Origin of the sequence: Variovorax sp. J22G73, from assembly GCF_030317035.1 — a bacterium.
GTDB lineage: Bacteria > Pseudomonadota > Gammaproteobacteria > Burkholderiales > Burkholderiaceae_C > Variovorax.
Genome location: NZ_JASZYK010000021.1, coordinates 1 through 20027, shown reverse-complemented (window position 1 = coordinate 20027; position 20027 = coordinate 1). Strand labels below are relative to the sequence as shown.

Here is a 20027-nt window from a genome sequence, read left to right as displayed (position 1 = left end):
ACAGCGCAGTTCGATCAGACCGTGCTCAGGCGAAGGTGCCATGCAGGAACCACGCGGTCTCTTCCTGGGCCAGACGCATCTGGAAGATCCACAGCACGCCGGCGTGCTCGCTCACGGCCACCCAGTAGTCGCGTGCTGTCTGCCGTGTGGTCTCCCGCTGGCTCTCGTCACCCTCGGTCGTGCGATCCCACCAGCCGCCTTCCACCCGGTGCGGGCCCGCAAGCAGCTGCAGCACACCCTGGTACAGCGGCCGGTTGTGCTCGGTTGCCAGGCGCAGCGGCTTGGGCAGGATGAAGGTGGGTTGCGGCACGTCGACTGCACGGGATTTGATTCGCGGCGCCGGCTCGGGCGCGGGGCGCCAGCGGCACATCCACTCTAGGCGGTGGTCTTCGAGGATCACGGGGCGCAGCACGCGGTCCGGCCCCAGGCGAGCGGCGATGCGCTCGAGCACCAGCGCCAGGCTCTCGCCAGACTGCCGTGCCTCGGGCAGCATCGAAAAACTCTTCTCCTCCAGCGCCTGCACTTCGGTGGCGAGCAGCTCCAGGTCGCCCACGGGCGCGAGCAGCTCGACCTTGCCGAGGTGCTCGGCCAGCAGTCGGATCAGGTGCTCCGTGTCGCGCGTGGCCTGTGCGGTGCGCACTGTGAGTTCGCCGCCGTCGCCCGCGGTCTTGGCGCGCATCGCGTCGTGGCACCAGCGCAGCGTGAAGGCCGTCACCCCGGAACGCCGAGCCATGAGCCAGCCGGCCATCTGCAGCATCAGACGCCGCGCCCCGAAGAGCATGGCGGGGGCGTGCTCGACGCGCGCCATGAGCTCGAGCTTGGCGTGGAAGGTTTCCGGCAGCTGGGCCCACGGGTAGGTCTCTGGCCGCAGTCCGTAGGCCTGGTCGAGGGTGGCGAGCAGCTGCGCGTCGAAGCGGCGGCTCAGGCCGCCTCGTGGCAGTGCGCGGACCTGCCCCAGGGTCCGGCAACCCAGCCTGGCCAGCGTCGCCTGGTGCGCGGCGATCTGCGTGAGGGCCTCGAGAGGCAAGGCATCGAGGAGCGGGGCCAACGGCTTGGCGAAACCGTTGGACAGGCCCGATCTGGCGACGGCCAGCGCCGCGAGGCTGGTCGGCGCCCAGCTCAGCTGCCGCACACCGAGGCTTGTGCAGTCCTCGCGCACGCGCTCCACCAGGCGGCGCTTGCCGCCGAAGAGACGCACGCTCTGCTCGAGCTCCATGACGACCGCCGGACACCGCAGCAGCGCCTCGAGGACAGCGACGCGGGGCGTGAACTGCAAACACCACGTCGCCAGCCCGTCGAGCGCCTCAGTACGCGGCCGCGGGTCGTCCGGAAGGCCGTCGGGAAGAAGGGCTGCCCACAGCATGGGTGAACTCTCGGGAAAGGTCTTGCGAACGATCTTGGGTTTTGCGCGCGGCGATCAGGCCGCTCGGGTGACGAAGGCGCGGAGTCAGGATCGCTTCCAGCCCGCCAGGCACCGAGGGCAAGGTCAGTTCGCCCTCGTGGGGCGGTCCCTTGCGCTTGAGCAGGTGGATGTGCAGCTCCCAGTCGACCCCCAGGCGCGCCTGCAGGCGCAGCGGCGCGGCGGAGGCCTCGTGCTCGGCGGCCGCGGGCCGGCACAGGATGACGGGCCCGTCGCAACTCTGTGCGCACACCTGCAGCCGCCGGATCTGCTCCTGGCGCGCCTGCGGCAGCCAGGCCACCAGCATGCCGGCCGCGTTCGCCTTGATGAGCTGCTCGGTCGCCCAGAGGCGCTCTACCGGCTTGTCCGCCTGGATCCAGACCAGGTGGCGTTCGTCGAGGCCCAGGTGCTTCAATCCCGGCAGGTGCGGCGGCTTCGGCGGCCCGACGATCACGATCTGCTTGCCCTGGTTGACCAGCGTGCGCATCGCGGGCGCGAGCAGCCGCCACTCAAGCACCGAAGGCTGGACCTGCAGCACCTCGGTCAATGACTGGCAGGGCCACCCATTGCCGGGCAACTCGGCGTCCAGGGCTTCGAAGCCGGTACCGATGGTCGTGGTGACCGGCGTTCCAAGGGCGTCGCCACGCCAGATTGCAGATTCGACGGCGTGCGGCAATGCCACGGGCCAACGCGGCGCGCTGCTCGCCCGGGAGGAAGGCTGGGGGGCCGCCGGCGTAGTTTCGCCATCAGCCCATGACAGGGAGATGGCCATTTGCGGCTCCGATTACTGTATGGATGTACAGTATCGAGGACGCTTCGGCACCGAGCAAGAAGGTTTACAAATTTTGTCGGCCATCTGACCTGCCAACACAGAAGGCCAGCGGTCCGCCATCAACATCGCCATGGAAGACGACATTCCCACCGACATGTGGATCTATTACTGCGCGAGGCAACTGAAGATGCACTGGCGCACCGTCGATCCCGAGCAGCTTGACGAGTTGGCCAACGAGCTTGCTAAGGAACCCATTCTTCGGCAGCTGTCGCCGCAGGCTGCAGCGGCGAAGTGGATGGAACCCGACTTGATCCCCTTCCGCGTAGGCGGTCGGACTGAGGAGTTTGTCAGTTGGCTACAGAATCCCCGTCGCATAGAGTGAGCACAGCTTCGCCACATCTCCCACACTTGAAGAGGTAGCCATGTCGACCGCAACAATTTTTCTCTAAGACGGGTTGCACCAACGGATCGATGCCGCGGCAGGCAGCAACGCCCGGGCCTATGTGATCGCGAACAGCGGGAGCGGCGATACGATGAACGCGATGGTGCTCTTGGGATCGGGGCCTGTCATGCTGGGCGCGCACCCCAACGGCCAGTACCTCTACGCCACCACCGGCGGGGACGGTTCGGTGTCTGTCTATGAGGTGGATTAGGCCGCGCCCGCAGCCACGTCAAGCCTTCGTCAAACAAATCCTCTCGGTTTCGGCAGCGTGGCCGCCTGGCCGCTGGCAGTGGATCCGCTGGGGCGCTTCGTGTTCGTCGGCGTCGCCAACCTCGGCCTGGCCAAGTTTCCGATCCGGGCGGACGGGACGCTGGGCGCGCCCGTCAGCTACTTCTCGTCGAACCTGGTGTAGATCGCGGTCCATCGACGCCGCTCGCGCGATCGCTGTGACGGGATCTGCAAGGCGGCCCATTGGCCTGACGTAGACGGGGTGTTTGCTGACGTCTATGGCATCAGGCGTTCAGCACGCTTTGCCATGGTTAATTTCGACGACTTCCGGCCCATGCTTTTGACGGAGCGCCACATCGACTTTGAGGAGCCCGGATGGCTGTGGGAGATACAGTTCGACGGCTACCGCCTTATGGCGCTGTGCGGGGACGGCCCCATCAAGCTTCGTACCCGAAGCGGGGCCGACGCAACCGCTTGGTTTCCAGAGGTCGCCATGGGGCTTTCCAAGTTTCGCGGTGGCCCGTGCTTCTGGATGGAGAGATCTGTGTTCTCGATCAGCTCGGCCGCAGTGATTTCGCGGCGATCCATGAGAGGGTGCAGAGGCGACGGGTGTATGCGGGTGCTCCTCCTGTGACGTACTGCGTTTTTGATCTGCTCGCCGTACGAGGCGTCGACTTGTCGCAGAGACCGCTCATCAGGCGCAAGCTGGCGCTGAGCAAATTCCTGGCGGCACCACCGCCCTCAACCCTCCTGGTGAGCTATATCAAAGGACGGGCCGAGCAAGTGTTTCATGAGGCGGTTATCCCGTTGCGGCTCGAAGGGTTGGTCGCCAAGTGGGCCGAAAGTGTTTATCAGTCAGGAATTCGCTCGAACGACTGGGTCAAGGTGAAGCGCAAGGGCGTGCGACCACGCAGGCCGGACGAAGTCTTCAATCTATGAAAAAGATTCGCCTTAACGATGAGCAATGGCTCAAACTGACGCGGCTCGTGCCGGCCCCGCGACGGCTGCACGGCCGGATTCCGGAAGCTGTGCGTTCGTCGACGCGTTTGAGCTCGCACGGTCTCATTTGCTCGGATGAGACCGGCCAGGAATTTCTCACCGAGCTTGGCCAGCTCCGGCTGCGTCAGGGCCGCTGATTCACTGCGGGCCCCGACTCGAATTTCGTGGTTGTCTGATGCCACCACGTGGTGCCGCGCTCGCAATTCGTGCGACGCACCGCCACCTTACCCATTTGGTGATCGCGACCCATCGCGTGGACTGTCGTTGGGCAGGCTTCCATGCTCACCACGTCGATTGCAAACCAAGAATCGGATGCGAACGATTGAAAGTATCGCCCGTGTTTTCAGGGCTCGCAGCGGCAGGAGGAGCCTGAGGCTTACGCCGCATTTGGAGCGTTCCGCCCATTCACTTTCACCGGGATCCTCTCCTCGGGCGATGCTTATGCGGTGAAAGTGGAGCGACAGCCTGAGGGTCAAATTTGTACAGTCATTGATGGGCAAGAGGCTGCGGGCGACTTGACTGGAAATTGGCAGGCGCCGTCGCTTCCGAAGTGTCCGTAAAGGATGATCGACGCGAGAAGCTTTCCTCGCTGTGTGGCCTGAATCGTGTCTCTATGCTGCCTTGTAGCGCGCGAGTCCCCTGCAATCTCGACAGCCGACGATGTGTGCGTGCTGTCGCGCGACCTCGGTACCGAGATGCGGGCTCATGCCTTACGGCACGCCCGCCCCCGACTTACCACTTCACCCGCACGCCCAGCGAGCCATTGACCGAGCTCTTCACCTTCGCATTGCCCCCCGATGCCCACAGCTTGCCCAGCTCGCCATACAGGCTCGTCGACGGGCTCAACGCCAGCGTGAAGCCCCCCGCCAGCTCGGAACTCGTGCCGCCCGTGGGCGCCGCGATGTCCGTGTTGGTGGCACCGTTGACGAAGCGCGCGATGTCCGCGCCGCTCGACGTCTTGTAGACGTTGAAACGGCCAAACGGCTGCAGCGTGCCCACGCCGGTGTCGAGCTGGCCCTTCAGCCGCACGCCGGCCCGCGCGATCCAGCCGTTGTCGGCCTGCGGCTGCACCACCGCGCCGGTGATGACGGAGTTGCCCAGGTCCATGTGCTGGTGAATCAGCTGCAGCTGCGGCTCGACGCTCCAGCCGCTGCCGCCCAGCGCGAAGGCCTGGCCCACTTCGATGGAGCCCAGCAGGCTGTTGCCCTTGCCGCCGGTGCCGAAGCTCAGCAGCGGCTCCACCGTGTAGCGGTGGCGCCCCGACTGCACCACGGCATCGGCGTAGAAGCCGCTGTCGGCGGTGTAGGTGCCGTAGACGCCCACGTACTGGCTGCGCAGGTCGTTGCGGCCCACGGCCAGGTTCTGGATGCCGCTGGCAAAGCCCCTCACGCGCGCGTCGCCGTCGAGTTGGCCGACGTACAGGCCGGCGCGCCAGTTCGAAGTGGCCAGCAGGTCGGTGCCGGCCTGGAAGCCGGTGAGGCGGCCCTTGCTGTTCGGCGACACGGCGCCGCCTTGCTGGATGTCGATGTCGGTGGAGAGCACGCGGGCCCAGGCGCGGCGCTCCGAACCCGTCGGGGCTGTCGCCGTGCCCTTCACATCGTCGTCGCCCACGCGCTTGCGCAGGTCGGCCAGCATCGCGAGGTTGCCTTGGCGCAGCTGGCTCGGCAGCGAGGCGAACAGCGACGCTTCGGGCCGGTAGGTGATCACAGGCACCGAGGGGCTGACGGGTGTGGCGGGTGTGACTGGTGGCGTAACAGCATTTGTGCTCGAGCGCAGGTACCAGTTCTCGCCCGCGTTGGCAGCGTCGGCCGCAAACAGGCGGTATTCGTACGCACCCGCATCGACATGGCCGCCCGCCAGCGAGAAGGCGTCCTTCGTGGTCTGCGCGGTGGTGGTCGCGCCGCTTTGCGCGGTGACCACCTCGATGCCGTTGCCCGCGGTGAGCGCGCCCAGGCCGCCGAGGTTGGTCACCTGCACGCTGGTCTTGCCGCTGGCGGTGCCGCCGTTGATCACCAAGCGGTCCGAAGGGCCGGTGCCGCTGAGCGCGGTGCCGAGCTTCAAGACGCCGTTGTTGCCGACGTAGTTGCCGTTGACGGTGAGCGTGGTGCCCGCCACTGCGCCCACCAGCGACACGGTGCCGCTGTTGGCGAGCGCGGCCACGCCCTGGTTGAAGCCGGCAAGGTCGAGCGTGGCGCCAGCGGCCACGCTGTGCGCCGATGCCGCGCTGAAGGTGTTGGCCGCACCGGCCTTCAGCGTGCCCTGCGCGACGCTGGTCGCACCGGTGTAGGTGTTGGCGCCCGACAGCGTCAGCGTGCCCGTGCCCTGCTTGGTGATGAAGCCGCCGCCGCTGATGGCGCCCGCGAGCGTGGCGCTGAAGGCGCCGGTGTCGATGACGGGATCGTTCTGGCCCGTGAGCTTCACGGCGTTGGCGAGCACCACGCCGTCGGCGCTGAAGCCCAGCGTGGTGTCGTCGTCCATCGACAGCGCGCCGGTGCCCAGCGCCTGGCTATGGCCGACGTTCAGGCGGCCCTGGTGCAGCGCGGTGCCGCCGGTGTAGCTGTTGGCCCCCGACAGCGTGAGCGTGCCGCTGCCGACCTTCACCAGCGAGCCGCCGGTGCCCGTACCAGGCTGGACGAACAGGCTGCCCTTGTCGCTGATGCTGCCGGCGATCACGTCGTTGGTGTTCGCACGTCCAAGCGTTAGCTGCGTGGCCCCCAGCACCAGCGCGCCCGCGCCGGAGAGCGCGCCGAATTCGACGCCGCCAGCGACCGTGGAGCCCGATACATCGACCACGCCGCCCGCCGCGTTGGCGATGCTGGCCTTCGAAGCCGACGCGGTGTCCTCGAAGCGCACCAGGCCGCCGCTCTGGTTGACGATCTGCGCGGTGCCAGCCGATGCCGCACCAACGAAGCTCAACAGGCTCTTGTCGCCATTGACGATGGTGGCGCTGCCCGCGCTGGCGTTCTGCTGGAAGAAAACTGTGCCGCCCTGGTTGGCGATGGTGGACGTGGCCGCGGTGCTGGTGGCGCCGAACTGCAACGAGTTGACGCCGCCCGCCTGCCAGCCTGCGCCGTTGACGAAGAGCTTCGACGATGCCGCGGTGGCGTCCTGCGTGAACGACAGCAAGTGGTCCGTGTCGGAGTGGCCTGCGCGGCCCACGTTGTAGCTGTTGGCGCCGGCGCCAGACCCGGCAGTGAAGATGATCTTTGTGCCGCTGCCCTGCTGCTGCACGGCGCCGGTGCCCAGCGTGCCGCCGCCAGCGACGCTGATGCTGGCGCCGCCCTGCACCGTGGTGCCGCCTTCGTAGGTGTTCGGCATGGCGACGGCCAGGGTGCCGCCGGCGCCCGTGACGGTCAATGCGCCCTTGCCGCCGATACCGCCCAGGAAGGCGAGCAGGTTGGTGCTCAGGTCCAGCGTGCCGCCGGCCGCGCCGAGCGTCACGCTGCGCCCGGACACCAGCGCCGCCGTGCCCGGGGCGATGCGCAGCGCGCCGCCGTCGAGCGTGAGGCCGCCGTTTGTGGCGCCCAAATTTGCGTCCGAAGAAATCTGCAGCGCGCCGGCGCGCACTGTCGTGCCACCGGTGTAGGTGTTGGCGCCTTGCAGCGTGAGCGTGCCAGCCCCGGTCTTCGCTAGGCCATCGCTGCCGGCGATGACGTTGGCCAGGGTGGCGTTCCACCCGGCACTGGCGGTGCTGCCATCTCCCACACGCACTTCGACGGGACCCGGCGATGCGGCATCGGCCACCAGCGTCAGCGCGTCGCCGGACAGCACGTAGCCGTTGCTCGCGAACTGGAGTCCGCTGGCCGACACCGCACCGCCGGATTTATCCACCACCACGCTGCCGGCCGCGCCGCCGAAGATGGCGAAGCCTGGGCGCGGCTGCATCACGGAGGTGACCGAGCCCTGCGCATCGGTCCAGCTCGGCTGCGCCACGCTCCAGGTGCCGCTGCCGCCGCCGAGTTGCGTCGGACTGGCCAGGCCGTTGGCGTTCCAGAAATTCAGCACCAGCGCGGGATCGAAGCTGATCAGGTTGACCTGTTTGCTGCCCGTGAGGTACTGGAGCGCGAAGCTGCCGACGGGCACCGTGCCGAGCGTGATGCCGCCGTTGCTTTGCGTGAGTGTGCTGCCGTAGCTGAACAGGTTGTACAGGCCCCGGCCCATGGCCCCGGTGTCGTTGATGTTGAGCGTGGCGCCATTGAGTGCCAGGTCGCCCCCAACCACGACGCTGTCGCTCACCCCAGGCACCGAGACGCTGCTGCCAGGCGTGCCGAATTCGAAGTCGAGCACGCTGCCCTTCGCGAGAGTCAGGTTGCTGTCGATCGAGAGGGTGCCCAGGGAGTTGCCTGGCGCCAGATGCGCGCCGGAATCGATTGCCACGTTGCCGCCGATGCTGCCGTGGCCGCCCAGGGTGGCGCCGGTGCTCACGTTCACCGCGCCCTCGACGCGCGCGCCCGATTTCGTGGCGTCACTGCCCACTACCAGCTTGCCCGCGGTCACGGTGGTGAGGCCGGTGTAGATGTTGACGCCGTCTAGCCACAGCGTACCGCTGCCCTGCTTCACCAGTGAGCCGCCCACGCCTTCGATGACGCCGGAGAAGGTCGACGGGCTGCCTGCATTCGTGCCTGTCGCCAGAGCCTTGTCACCGAGCTGGACCGTGCCCGCGCCAGACAGCTCTGCAATCGTCATGCCCGCGCCGAGCAGGCCCGACAGGCCGAAGGTGGCGCCCGCGGCAACCGTCATGCTTCCCGTGCCCGCCAGCGAGCCGGCGCCGGTCAGTTGGAGCGCGCCTTGACTGACCACGGTGCCCGCTGTGTAGCCGTTGACACCGCTCAGAGTGAACGTACCGGTGCCTTGTTTGACGAGCGAACCGGTGCCGCCGATGCTGCCGGTGAAGCTGGTGCTGGTGTCGTTGGCGCCGACTTGCAGCGACTTGGCGCCCAGCGCGACCGTGCCCCCACCCGCGAGTGAGCCGATGTCGGCGGCCGAACCGGTGATCGTCTGCACGTCGAAGGTGGCGCCTGCCTCGACAGTCACCGCGCCCGTGTTCGACAGGGCGCCGGTGCCTGCCAGCGCCAGCGTTCCGGCATCGATACGCGTGCCCCCGGTGTAGCCGTTGACACCGCTCAGGGTGAGCGTGCCGGTGCCTTGTTTGACGAGCGAACCTGTGCCGCCGATGCTGCCGGCGAAGTTGGTGCTGGTGTCGTTGGCGCCGACTTCCAGCGACTTGGCGCCCAGCGCTACGGTGCCCCCACCGGCGAGAGAACCGATGCCGGGGCCCGATCCAATGATGTTCTGCACATCGAAGGTGGCGCCTGCGTCGACAGTCACCGCGCTCGTGCTCGACAGGGCGCCCGCGCCTGCCAGCGCCAGCGTACCGGCACCGATACGTGTGCCTCCGGTGTAGGTGTTAACACCGCTCAGGGTGAGCGTGCCAAGGCCTTGCTTGAAGAGCGAACCGGTGCCGCTGATGCCGCCGGAGAAGGTGGTGCTGGAGTTGTTGGCCCCGACTTGCAGTGACTTGGCGCCCAGCGCGACCGTGCCCGCACCGGCGAGCGAGCCGATGCCTGTACCCGAGCCGCTGACGGTCTGCACGTCGAAGGTGGCACCCCCGGCCACCGTCTCGCGTCCCATACTCGCCAGCGAGCCGCCGCCGGCCAGCTGCAGCGTGCCCTGGCTGACCACCGTGCCCCCTGTGTAGCCGTTGACACCGCTCAGGGTGAGCGTGCCGTTACCCAGCTTGACGAGCGAACCGGTGCCGTCGACGCTGCCTGAGAACGTAGAGCTTGTGTTGCTGACGCTGACCTGCAGCAACTTGGCGCCCAGCGCGACCGTACCCGCACCGGCGAGCGGGCCGATCCTGGTCAACGCGTCACTGATGGCCTGCACGTCGAAGGTGGCGCCCGCGTCCACCATGACCGCACCCGTGTTCGACAGGGAGCCGTTGCCTGCCAGCGCCAGCGTGCCGCCACTGACACGCGTGCCGCCGGTGTAGGTGTTGGCACCGCGCAGCGTCAGGGTGCCCGTGCCTACCTGGGTGATACCGCCGGCACCTTCAACCACACCGGAAAAATCGCCGGCAGCCACACCCACCGTGGTGGTATTGAGCGTTCCAGTGCGCACCGTCCCGCTGCCAAGCAGGTTGGCTATGGAAAAGGCGGAGGACGTACGGTCGTTCAGGTCGAGTACCGCGCCCGCGGCGACCGCGGTCTCCGGGGCCGCATTCGCCAGGAAGGCAAAGAGGGGGCCCGTGATGCGCAGCGTGCCATAGTTCACCTGGATGCGGCCTGGTATCGAATAGCCGCCCGAACTCGAGGCCAGCGCCACGATGCCGGTCTGACCCGGGGCGCCCACATTGAAGTCCGCATTGAACCAGAGCGGCCCGGCCAACTCCAGGGTCGTGCCCGTCGCGGCCGATACCGTCGCAGGCCCCGCAAGCGTCAGCGGGTTGTTCACTGTGGTGGAGGCGGTGCCACGCAGTTCTCCGTTTGAGAGCCTCACCTCGGAGGAGGAAAGGCCCAGCGCCGCGCTGTCGGCGATGGCAAGCACCCCCTGGTCGATCCGAGTCCCGCCGCTGTAGGAATTCGCGCCGAGCAGGCTCAGCGTTCCCGCACCGGTCTTGACCAGTGCGCCGCTGCCCGACAGCACCCCCGACAGCGTGGCGCTGTAGCCGTTGGTGTCGACCGTGGAGGTGATGCCACTGAGTGTGGCCGGCATGGCGGCGGTGAGGTCGGCGTTGATCACCCGCAACGTGCCGCCGGCGAAGTTGAAGACCCCAGTCGCGCCGGGCATCACGTCGGGCATGGCACCCGCGCCCCCCAATTCCAGCGTGCCTCCGGCGTTCAGGTTGAGCGTGCCCGCGCCTCCTGCCGCGAGGCCGATCTCCACCGCGTACCCGTTGCCCAGTCCGCCGGCACCGGTGGTCACCTTAGCGCCATTGCCGATGGTGACCGTCCCGGTGTTGGCGAAGCCCACCAGCAGGCCACCGGTAGACAGCACGGTGTTTGCGCCGTCGACGGTCAACGCGCCGCTGCTACCGACCCCGACGAAGGTTCGACCCGCAAACAGCTGGCCGCCCGCAATCAGCGACAGACTGGCCGCCCCCCCGTTGCCCAAGACCACGAAGTTCGCTCGCGCCGCTTGCGCGTTGGCGGTCAACAGAACGGTGGACGAGGAAATGATGAACACGTCGTCGACCGCAGTGGGCAGGGCTCCGCCGGTCCAGTAGGTCGGCGTGAACCAGCTGCCCGAAGCGGGCCCGACCCAGGTGATCGGAGCGGCTTGAGCTGGTGCGGCCGCCAAGCCGAGAAGCAATGCGACCGCAGCGAGCGCCGAGCCCACCGTGAGCCCGGAGCCCGGTGCGCCGCCACGCGACGAACTGGCGGTTTCAGGAACGGCTTGGCAAGCGCCGGTACGGCGGTTGCGAACGATGCGATGAGTTCGGTTCATGGAGGCTGGGCGCAATGGCCCTCTGCGTTAAGACTTGAAACCGGGAAAGGCTGCGGCTGGCGCCCGTCCTAAGCCGGCACCACGGATGCGATCCCGTGCGATCGATGTGCCGCAGCTCACCTTCGTGCTGCTGAAGCTGCTGCGGCTGCCAACTGAGACAACCGGTCGCTCTGCGGCGCGCGGCGCAAACGCAATATCACAGATGTAAACACAAATTTACATACCTAATTCCAAGTATTTTCGAAATTTTGTGCCGTTAAGCACGGCAAGCTTTGCGCTTGCCTCCTAGGCTGCTCGTCGCCGGGTTCAGCATGCGCAGCGCTGTCACCATCGGCAGCGACAGTCGGCCATATAGCAAATGCTAGGACTGCGTTGGGCCCATCTGAGACATTGGGCCTCGCCCAAGCCCGAGCTCGACGTCTGGACACCGGCGAGCCCAATGTTCACCGCGCGAAGTGCCGCCTCCGCGGTCTTGTTCGGCGATGGCTCCGTTCTGGTGTTCGGCAGTCCTCCGCCGCTGGCGACAAACTCGACGCGGTCGAGCGCTTCCTGCCCTGACAACTTCGCCGCCGACTGCCTTCGGCTCTCGGTCGTCGCCTATCACCGCAAGCAGCCGCGGCGAAGTGGCTTGAACCCGTTTTGGTTTCGCGCGACTAGTCTGGTCATCCGGTATCGCTTCAAGCTTTTGCGCGCTCCCGCACAACCTCCACCGGTCCGATGCCGTTGTAGACCACCTCGTCCGTCTTCAGCGACGTGACGGTCCAGCGGTTGCCCAGTGTCACCTTGTAGTCCCCCAGGGTCAGCGGAAGCTCTTGCTCTTCATGCACGTCCCGGCCAAGCCAAGAAGGAATTCGGATAATCGTGACTTGGTTATTGAAAAAGTCGGGTTGGCTCATTAAGGCATTTGTCGTCGGCGGCTCACAATGATGAACCGGCGGTTGCCCATGAAGCGATGCCCCTGGGTCTAGCGACATGCGCACACGCGCTTCTTCTAGGCTCGAACCGGCTGGCCGGTGGTCGCCGCACCCTTGTGAAGCCTGAACTGGAAGGTTTGCTGCAAGGGGTTGCTGAGCCATGCCCGTCCAGCGCCTTCTGCAGCAGCGTGTGCCTTCTGCCATCGGAGTGAACGGTCGGAGTCGGCATACGAGTAGCCGTCTCGATTTGGGCGCACCTCCTGCTGCCAGGCGATGTAGCACGCGATCAGCTCGGCAGCATCGGGAAATGCTTCCTCAAGATGCCCGATGTAAACGCTGGTGGCCACCATTGTGTCCTGAAGAGTCGGGCGTGCCCCCTCGATGGTTGCGGAGAAGAGGCGTCCGCTGCCAGTCTGGATATTCCGCATCACGCTGTGCTTGCGCTTCCGGTCGTGCACAGCGGCTAGGGGCGGTGTGCGATAGAAGGTGAGATGCCGCTCGAAAGTGAGAATCGAGGTACGAACACGGTGCTCATGAAAACGGCGTAGGCCGTGAAAAGCAGCATCTCGACGCCGACCCTAGTTGTTTCAGCGTGTTGCGACTGTAGGCCTAAAGGCCGCAAAACCCTAATTGTTGAAAACGGGACCGTGAAAATGCACCCGGGATCGGCCCAACTGCACTCGAACACCGGCCCCTCAAACAGGCGCGGCGCCATCGTCGCAGGCAAGCTTGCGCGGTCCAATGCGTTCGTCGAAAGCGTACTCAATGAGCGCTCTTGCCCCTGCTTGCAGCGCGTCAAGCCAGGTGTCGTAGCCCTGCGCTGCTGACTCAATCTCAAGCCATAACGGGGCCTCGCCGCCTTCCTCCATGAGCACCCAGAAGAAAAGCCCTTGTTCGGGCTCATCGACGAGCACCGAGATACGGCGAATGCGCGAATTCATCTCTTCTCCCGGAAGACGTGCATCGCCTCCGTTGAGTTGCGCCCGGCCCTGCCAGTGGGCAATAAGCTTAGGTCCAGAAAGGTCATCATTGGATCGTCCTTCACTGGGTTCACTCGTTATGCGCCTGACCCGCTTTTCGCTGCCGAGAGAAAAACAGCCGTGGCAGCGCCGAAGCAAGCTCAGCTCGAATTCTGACTTTGGCTGACGCTGGTTCGCTTACGAACCTGCCGTAAGCGATCGGCAAACTTGCGCCCATTTCGAAATTCATTTTGCGCGGGATCGCGTGGACAGTTGATAGCACTCATGAATCGATGTCTGCAAGCGCTTATCGCTCAAGCCAAGAGATTCGATGTTTCAATGAACCTTGGCCCGCGGCCTGCGGGTTTTTGTGGAGTTGCCGCATGTGCTATTCAGCCCAGATCCGAGCCGACTACAAGCAGTTCTTTCGCCTCTTCGGCGGCGTGCTCACCCTGCGCGCGTTCGCCGAGCTGTACTACGAGCGCCAAGGCAATCCGAAGGTCAAGATCCCCAAGGCGATGGACGCGGCCTTCGAGGCGCCAGAGAACGATGAGGAGCGTGAGATCAAAGGGCTGATCGACGCCTTCAACGCTGACCAGGCCCTGAAGCTCGAGCAGGACATCTTCGCGCAGCGAAAGCGCTTGGCCGACGCTGAGCGCAAGCTCTTGGTCAAGACGACGAAAACCGCCACCAACGAGGTGCGCATCGCGACGGCAAAAGTCGAATGGGGGTTGGGCAAGCTGGCTGACCTCAAACGCACGCAGCCCGAATCGCGTGACGCGCGGATCTTTCCGGGCGTGTATGCGCCGGTGATGATCTGGGAGAACGGACAGCGCGTGGTCAAGCCGATGCGCTACCACTGCCGGCCCGCTGGCAAGCCCGCGAACTTCGATGTGCTCTACCCGGGCACCTACAACGCCCGGCGCGACAACCTGGAGGGCTTCTGGCGGAACCAGTTCGGCGTGACGCACGGGGTGCTGGTCATCAACGCCTTCTACGAACACGTCGATCGCGATGGCAAGGACACGATCCTCAAATTCATGCCACAGCCAGCGCAAGACATGTGGCTCGCGTGCCTGTGGTCCAGGTGGACGGCGCCTGGCCAGCCCGACCTTCTCTCGTTCGCCGTGATCATGGACGAGCCGCCGGACGAGATCCGCGCAGCTGGGCACGACCGTTGCCCCATCCCCCTCAAGCCCGAAAACATCGACGCCTGGTTGCGGCCAGACTTGGGAAAGCCGGATGAGCAGTACGCCATCCTCGATGACCGCGCGCGCCCGTACTACGAACACCGCCTTGCGGCCTGACGCGTTTCGATAGGGGCCAACGAGCGCTGCGGATACTCTCTGTGAATACGAGGAGGAAGCGAATGGACGACTGGCTACTGGAATTCTTCGACGGAAACTGTCGCGCCATTCGGCAACGCGGGCGCGAACTCTGGTGGTGCGGGTGGACTGCCGTAGTGCTCCGCGCCATCCCGCTGGTTCTCATGTGGGGCATTGTTCAGTTGCCCCGCGACTCGTTGTTCGCAACATTGGCGTCTTCCCATTCCGGGTGGGGGTCGGCAGCCGCCCTGGTCATTTTGTATGTCGGCTTGGTGATGGCGGCGTCCGGTTGGTATTTGTATCGTTTGAGCAAGCGGCTGCAAACATCTTGATTTGTGTGCCCCGTGCGTAGCGCTCACGCAGCCGTGATGAGTTGTCGCACCATTCAGTGCTGGTACCGGGCACATACGTGGAAGCTTGGTCATGCATGTATCGACGCGCGCCGGCTCGAAGTCTTAGAGATACATCCGATAGCCGCCCAGTGCATGCTCTTCAGATAGGCAACCTTGAGCCGTGGCGACGCTGCAGTTCAGCAACCAAGGGGACGGACGCGTGCGCGCATTCCGGTAAGTAGAGGGTGCACTGGCGCCGTAGGCGCTGACCAGCGTTCCATTTTTTGTTGCCAACCGACAACAGGAACAGGCGAAACCCCGCTGGGCTGAAAACAAAGCTGTGCTTTTGGTATTGAGAACCAATATCATTCTCAGCGATTTGCAAACACTTTGTAAATCGACTCACCCAGCCAGTCCGCCCAGCTTCTCCGCGAGAACGCCGCCGTCAGGACGTCGCCAGTCGAGTCCTAGCCGCCGCCCCCTTTCGGAGAAAAACTTCATGGCCTACATCAAGAGCCGCAAACACACCGTTGCGCGCGCAGTTCCACACCTGTCCGGCGCCGCCGCTGCCACGCTCATGGCCATCGCCTCCTCATCCGCCTTCGCTCAGTCGTCGAACGCGCTGCCCGAAGTGCGCGTGCAGGACTCGTCTTCCGTCACCGACTACAAAACCGACACCTCCGCCAACCCCAAGTTCACGGCACCGCTGGTGAACACACCCCAGACCATCCAGGTCATCAAGGAACAGGTCATTCGCGACCAGGGCGCGACCACACTGACCGAGGCGCTGCGCAACACGCCCGGCGTGGGCACGTTCTTCCTCGGGGAAAACGGCGCCACCAACACCGGCGATGCGGTGTTCATGCGCGGCTTCGACAGCTCCAGCGCGATCTTCGTGGATGGCATTCGCGACCTGGGCTCGGTGTCGCGCGACGTGTTCAACATCGACCAGGTCGAGGTCGTGAAGGGCCCGTCGGGCACCGACGTGGGGCGCACCTCGCCGACCGGCTACATCAACCTCGTGACCAAGAAACCCAAGCTGGAAGACAGCTTCCTGGGATCGCTCAGCTTCGGCAGCGCGGACTTCAAGCGCGGCAGCGTCGACTGGAACAAGTCGCTCAGCAGCGCCAACGGCATCGGCGCGGCATTCCGCCTGAACGCCGTGGTCGAAGACGCCGGCGTGGCCGGGCGCGACTTCGTGAAGAACAAGCGCGAGGCCATCGCGCCCTCGATCGCACTCGGCCTGAACAGCCCGACACGCATCTTCCTGGACTACCTGCACGTCAAGCAGAACAACGTTCCCGACGGCGGCGTGCCCACTATCGGCCTGCCGGGCTACACCACGCCCGACGCCACGGCGATCCGCAGCGGCCTGACCCGCCGCACCTACCTGAATGCCGCGCAGCGCGTGGACTCGAGCAACTTCTACGGCACCAGCTCCGACTTCGACAACGTCACGGCGGACATGTTCACCGCGCGCATCGAGCACGACCTGACGCCCGACGTCACCATCCGCAACACCACGCGCTACGGCAAGACCTCGCAGGACTACATGCTGACGTCGTTCATGGGCGGTGGCCTGACGTCGACGAACGGCGTGGGCACGCTGCCGGCCGCCAACGCGGGCTTCTTGAACACCGTCATTCCGACGCTGCCCGCCAGCTGGACCGTCACGCGCAACCTGCCGACCAACAAGGACCAGGAAAACACGATCTTCACCAACCAGACGAGCGTGTCGGCCAAGTTCGACACGGGCGGCATCGGCCACTCGTTCAATGGTGGCCTCGAGTTCATTCGCGAGACGCAGCGCGCCAACAACTTCTACGCGCCGGGCTTCGCCAGCGTGGGCACCACGCTGGCCGCGGCCGGTTCGTGGCCTGCCGCCAACCTGTACAACCCGAACCCCTATGTGAGCGGCTACAACCGCGTTCCCAACGGCACGGGCTCCGACGGCAGCACCGACACCATCGGCCTGTACGCCTTCGACACGCTGAAGTTCAACGAGCAATGGCAGCTGACCGCCGGCCTGCGCTACGACCACTACTCGACCACCTACGACGCCACCGCGCTGACGCTGGCACGCACCGGCAACGGCCCGCAGACCGCGACGATCGCGCCGACCAACCTGAAGCTCTCCGACAACCTGCTGTCCGGCAAGATCGGCCTGGTCTACAAGCCGACCGAGAACAGCAGCGTGTACGCGGCCTACGGCACGGCGGCGCAGCCACCGGGCGGCGCCAACTTCCAGCTGGCCGCCGGCGGCACCGGCAACAGCGCCGCTCGCACCGACTTCCTGCCGCAGAAGGCCAAGACCTACGAGCTCGGCACCAAGTGGGACGTGCTGAACAAGCGCGTGGCGCTGACGGCCGCGCTGTACCGCACCGACGTGAGCAACGAGGTGGTGCAGGACTCGGTCTCGCAGCAGTACTACCAGACCGGCAAGAAGCGCGTGCAGGGCGTGGAGCTGGGCGTGTCGGGCGCCATCACCGAGAACTGGGGCGTGACCTCGGGCTTCACAACCATGAACACCCGCGTGCTGAGCGGCCCCTCGGTGCTGGCCGACGGCTCCACCGCCCTTGCCTACACGCCGAAGAAGGCGTTCACGCTGTGGACCACGTACCAGCTGCCGTTCGGCCTGACCGTCGGCGGCGGCGCACGCTACAACGGAAAGCTCTCGCGCGGCACCGACGGCGCGGTGGGAACGCCGGCTTTCGTCGACGCGTACTGGGTGGTCGACGCCATGGCGTCCTACCGGATCAACAAGAACATCGACATCCAGTTCAACGTTTACAACTTGTTCGACAAGGACTACGTGGCATCCATCAACAAGAGCGGCTACCGCTACACGCCGGGCGTGCCGCGCTCTTACAAGGTCACCGCGAACTTCGCGTTTTGATCGCTGCGCGCGATAATTTTTACAGCCGATGACGCACGAATCCCCTCCAAGGTCGTGATTCTTTGGTTAGGACGGCCACAGGGCTCTGACCCCTGTGGCCGTTCGCCTTTTCGGGCGTCAACGTCGTTCATCGCTCCCGCTGGGTGTGCCAGGCCGAGGGCATTCACCTGAACGCCGGACCATGCTCGTTGCCGAGCTGCGAGGCGCGATACGCAGATCTACAACGTCGCCAGCGAAGCGGCCTGCAACCAGTGGAGATGCAAGCCGGTGGAGGATGCTACGCATCGGCATGTGCCTCGCCCCACCATCGGCAGAATAATGCGACACGCTTGTGCTGTCGCCTCCCATCCAAAACATCGCAGGGATGGCACTGTGTCGGATTCGTTGAACTCCCGTGAGCCTCCAGATCGACCATCTTGAAAGCTGGCTCGGAGCTACGGGCCATCGCCGTCGATCGCATGAGCACGCAGCAAAAGATTGAGCTTGCTGACGAAACCCACGTCCAGCAGCCCAACCCGCTGGCCTCAATCCCTCGTGTTGCCTCGCAACGGTGTCGACATGCTGCAGCTCGAGGTGCCAATCCACGTTCTGCTGGTCGCCTTCCAGGCCATGATGCACTGTGTGCACGCCTTGGCAACGATCTCTACAAAATTCTAGGAAACCTGCTTGCGGCGGGTGACGGCGACGGTGAGGTTCACCGAAGGCGTGCCGCCAGACCTCGTCGAATAATTGACCACAAAGTCCTGCGCCGACCACCCGAGCGCTGCCTGCTTGCGTTCGTGTCCGTCTACCTCGGCGAGCACGACCCCCTCCGCGTGCGAACTGACGCCGAGAAATTCTTGCTGCTGGCCGTCCTCATCTCATAGAAAGCGTTGCTCGTCGGAGCACGGCAGCAGTCCGAGTGAACCGCGTGCGGCCGGTGAAGATGGGATGACTGGACGCTTACGTTCAGCGGACGCAATTGGCACTTGAGTACGTCCTCGATTCGCTCGCTGCGCACCACTGCACCGGCCACGCCCGCCTGGGTGTGAGGGGCCGTGACTTAAATACCAAAATCATTGTCAAGTTGTTCGGGTGGTTGGCGTGGGCTGCTTCTAGTATCGATAGCCCGTTAAAACTGCACTCTACGCGGCCCCAGATATGTGATTCACCTTGGAATCCGCACCGTGAACACCACCTGTCCATCGACATGGCTGTACGCGATGCTCCCGTTGTGCGACTTCACGATGGCCTGCGCGATGTGCAGGCCCAGCCCGAGCCCGCTCTTGTTGCGTTCGTTCGGCCCGATGCGACGCTTGAACGCGCTGAACAGCTCGGGCACCAGGGCCGCGTCGATGGCCGGCGCCGTGTTCGCGACCCGGAGCACCACCACATTGCCTTCTTGTTCTAGCGCCACGCGCACCGGTTCGCCGGGCAAGCCGTGGTGGCGCGCATTGCTCACGAGGTTGCCGATGAGCTGGGCCATGCGGTCCGGGTCGCCGACCATGGCGAGCGACTTCGGCGCCTTCAGCTCGATCTGCGAACCAGGGTAGGCCGTCAGGGCCTCGTCCATCGCGTCTTCCAGCAAGCGGGCGATGTCCATCGGCACCGCCTGCACCTGCAGCCCGAGACCGCTCTGCAGGCGTGACGCATCCAGCACCTGGCCAATCAGGCGCCCCATGCGGCTGCTCGACGACTGGATGCGCTGCCCCAGACGCTCGCCCACCGTGTTGCCCTCGGGCAGGCTGCGTTCCATCAGCTTGGCGGCCATGGAAATCGCCTGCAACGGGTCGCGCAGGTCATGCCCCAGCACGGCAATCAGCTCATTTCGAGATTTGTAAACCTCGGCATTGCGCGCCGCACTGGCGCGAATCAGCTCGTCGCGCAGCTGCCCCGCGAATTCGACTTCAGGCGCGCCCCACGGCACGCTGGTGTCGCTCACGGTCTGCTTCCAGATGTCGAACGAGCCGCGCGGCGTCAGGCGCGGGCCCAGCGGGCCCGACACGTAGTGCTTCTCGGGCTTGCCGCCCCAGTTGATGGTCTCGATCTGTTCCTTACGCGCGAGCAGCAGCCAGCCGTTGTCGATGGCGTCGAAGCGCAGCGCCAGAAAGCCGCACCACACGCCGCACAGCGGCTGCAGGTGCTCGGGCAGGCTGGCGCGCTCGTGCAGCGTCACGATCTCGTCGCTGGCCCGCGCCGCGGACAACCACTGCACGACGGCCGCGGCCGTCTCGTGCGGAATCTCGCCCTCCACATGCAGGCGCGACTGCTCGGCGATCACCGCGGCCTGGGCCTCGAACGCCGCGGCCAGCGGCCCGGCCAGGCTCGCCAGGGCG

General features: G+C 65.5%; 16 protein-coding genes. 8 read left to right on the top strand and 8 right to left on the bottom strand.

All coding sequences use genetic code 11. The annotated features are described in order from the left end of the window. Positions 1-25 precede the first annotated feature (25 nt). Both QTI51_RS37175 and imuA read right to left on the bottom strand, forming a co-directional pair. Positions 26-1363, bottom strand: a complete 1338-nt coding sequence (locus QTI51_RS37175) for a Y-family DNA polymerase (protein ID WP_286517804.1) — start codon at positions 1361-1363, stop codon at positions 26-28. Then, positions 1305-2171, bottom strand: coding sequence for a translesion DNA synthesis-associated protein ImuA (imuA, locus tag QTI51_RS37170; protein ID WP_286517805.1), 867 nt, complete (start codon positions 2169-2171; stop codon positions 1305-1307). Before imuA ends, QTI51_RS37175 begins: the two co-directional genes overlap by 59 nt. Before the next feature lie 130 nt (positions 2172-2301). On the opposite strand from imuA, the gene QTI51_RS37165 reads away from it, so the two are divergent. The 5 genes from QTI51_RS37165 to QTI51_RS37145 all read left to right on the top strand — a co-directional run bounded on the left by QTI51_RS37165 (position 2302) and on the right by QTI51_RS37145 (position 3977). Continuing rightward, positions 2302-2553 (top strand): hypothetical protein, encoded by a 252-nt coding sequence (locus QTI51_RS37165; protein ID WP_286517808.1) that lies wholly within the window; start codon positions 2302-2304, stop codon positions 2551-2553. 73 nt (positions 2554-2626) lie between these two features. After that, the gene (locus tag QTI51_RS37160; RefSeq protein ID WP_286517811.1) at positions 2627-2824 is read left to right on the top strand and encodes a hypothetical protein; all 198 of its coding nucleotides are present in this window, start codon (positions 2627-2629) and stop codon (positions 2822-2824) included. A 78-nt stretch (positions 2825-2902) separates the two neighbouring features. Then, positions 2903-3025 carry a hypothetical protein gene (locus QTI51_RS37155; protein ID WP_286517812.1) on the top strand — a complete coding sequence of 41 codons (123 nt, stop codon included), beginning with the start codon at positions 2903-2905 and terminating at the stop codon, positions 3023-3025. A gap of 191 nt (positions 3026-3216) precedes the next feature. Continuing rightward, positions 3217-3780, top strand: coding sequence for an ATP-dependent DNA ligase (locus QTI51_RS37150; RefSeq protein ID WP_286517827.1), 564 nt, complete (start codon positions 3217-3219; stop codon positions 3778-3780). Continuing rightward, positions 3777-3977 carry a hypothetical protein gene (locus QTI51_RS37145; RefSeq protein ID WP_286517829.1) on the top strand — a complete coding sequence of 67 codons (201 nt, stop codon included), beginning with the start codon at positions 3777-3779 and terminating at the stop codon, positions 3975-3977. Before QTI51_RS37150 ends, QTI51_RS37145 begins: the two co-directional genes overlap by 4 nt. A 595-nt stretch (positions 3978-4572) precedes the next feature. On the opposite strand, the gene QTI51_RS37140 is transcribed toward QTI51_RS37145, so the two are convergent. The 4 genes from QTI51_RS37140 to QTI51_RS37125 form a co-directional block, all read right to left on the bottom strand. Continuing rightward, a complete protein-coding gene (locus tag QTI51_RS37140) occupies positions 4573-11286 on the bottom strand; it encodes an autotransporter-associated beta strand repeat-containing protein (RefSeq protein WP_286517831.1) in 6714 nt (2237 codons plus the stop codon). Between the two features lie 677 nt (positions 11287-11963). Further along, complete coding sequence (locus QTI51_RS37135; RefSeq protein ID WP_286517833.1) at positions 11964-12182, bottom strand: hypothetical protein; 219 nt, start codon at positions 12180-12182, stop codon at positions 11964-11966. A 95-nt stretch (positions 12183-12277) separates the two neighbouring features. After that, positions 12278-12550, bottom strand: coding sequence for a hypothetical protein (locus tag QTI51_RS37130; protein ID WP_286547705.1), 273 nt, complete (start codon positions 12548-12550; stop codon positions 12278-12280). A gap of 345 nt (positions 12551-12895) precedes the next feature. Continuing rightward, a complete protein-coding gene (locus tag QTI51_RS37125) occupies positions 12896-13141 on the bottom strand; it encodes a hypothetical protein (RefSeq protein ID WP_286517838.1) in 246 nt (81 codons plus the stop codon). A gap of 401 nt (positions 13142-13542) precedes the next feature. Between QTI51_RS37125 and QTI51_RS37120 the strand changes: the two genes are divergently transcribed. From QTI51_RS37120 to QTI51_RS37110, 3 genes are all read left to right on the top strand, one after another. Further along, positions 13543-14466 (top strand): SOS response-associated peptidase family protein, encoded by a 924-nt coding sequence (locus QTI51_RS37120; protein ID WP_286517839.1) that lies wholly within the window; start codon positions 13543-13545, stop codon positions 14464-14466. A 62-nt stretch (positions 14467-14528) separates the two neighbouring features. Further along, positions 14529-14816, top strand: coding sequence for a hypothetical protein (locus tag QTI51_RS37115; RefSeq protein WP_286517840.1), 288 nt, complete (start codon positions 14529-14531; stop codon positions 14814-14816). Between the two features lie 499 nt (positions 14817-15315). Then, a complete protein-coding gene (locus QTI51_RS37110) occupies positions 15316-17712 on the top strand; it encodes a catecholate siderophore receptor Fiu (RefSeq protein ID WP_286517841.1) in 2397 nt (798 codons plus the stop codon). A gap of 653 nt (positions 17713-18365) precedes the next feature. Here the strand turns inward: QTI51_RS37110 and QTI51_RS37105 are convergent. Continuing rightward, complete coding sequence (locus QTI51_RS37105) at positions 18366-18515, bottom strand: hypothetical protein (protein ID WP_286517842.1); 150 nt, start codon at positions 18513-18515, stop codon at positions 18366-18368. A 344-nt stretch (positions 18516-18859) separates the two neighbouring features. Beyond that, the coding region (locus QTI51_RS37100) for a GAF domain-containing sensor histidine kinase (RefSeq protein ID WP_286547704.1) at positions 18860-20027 on the bottom strand (1168 nt) is incomplete at its 5' end.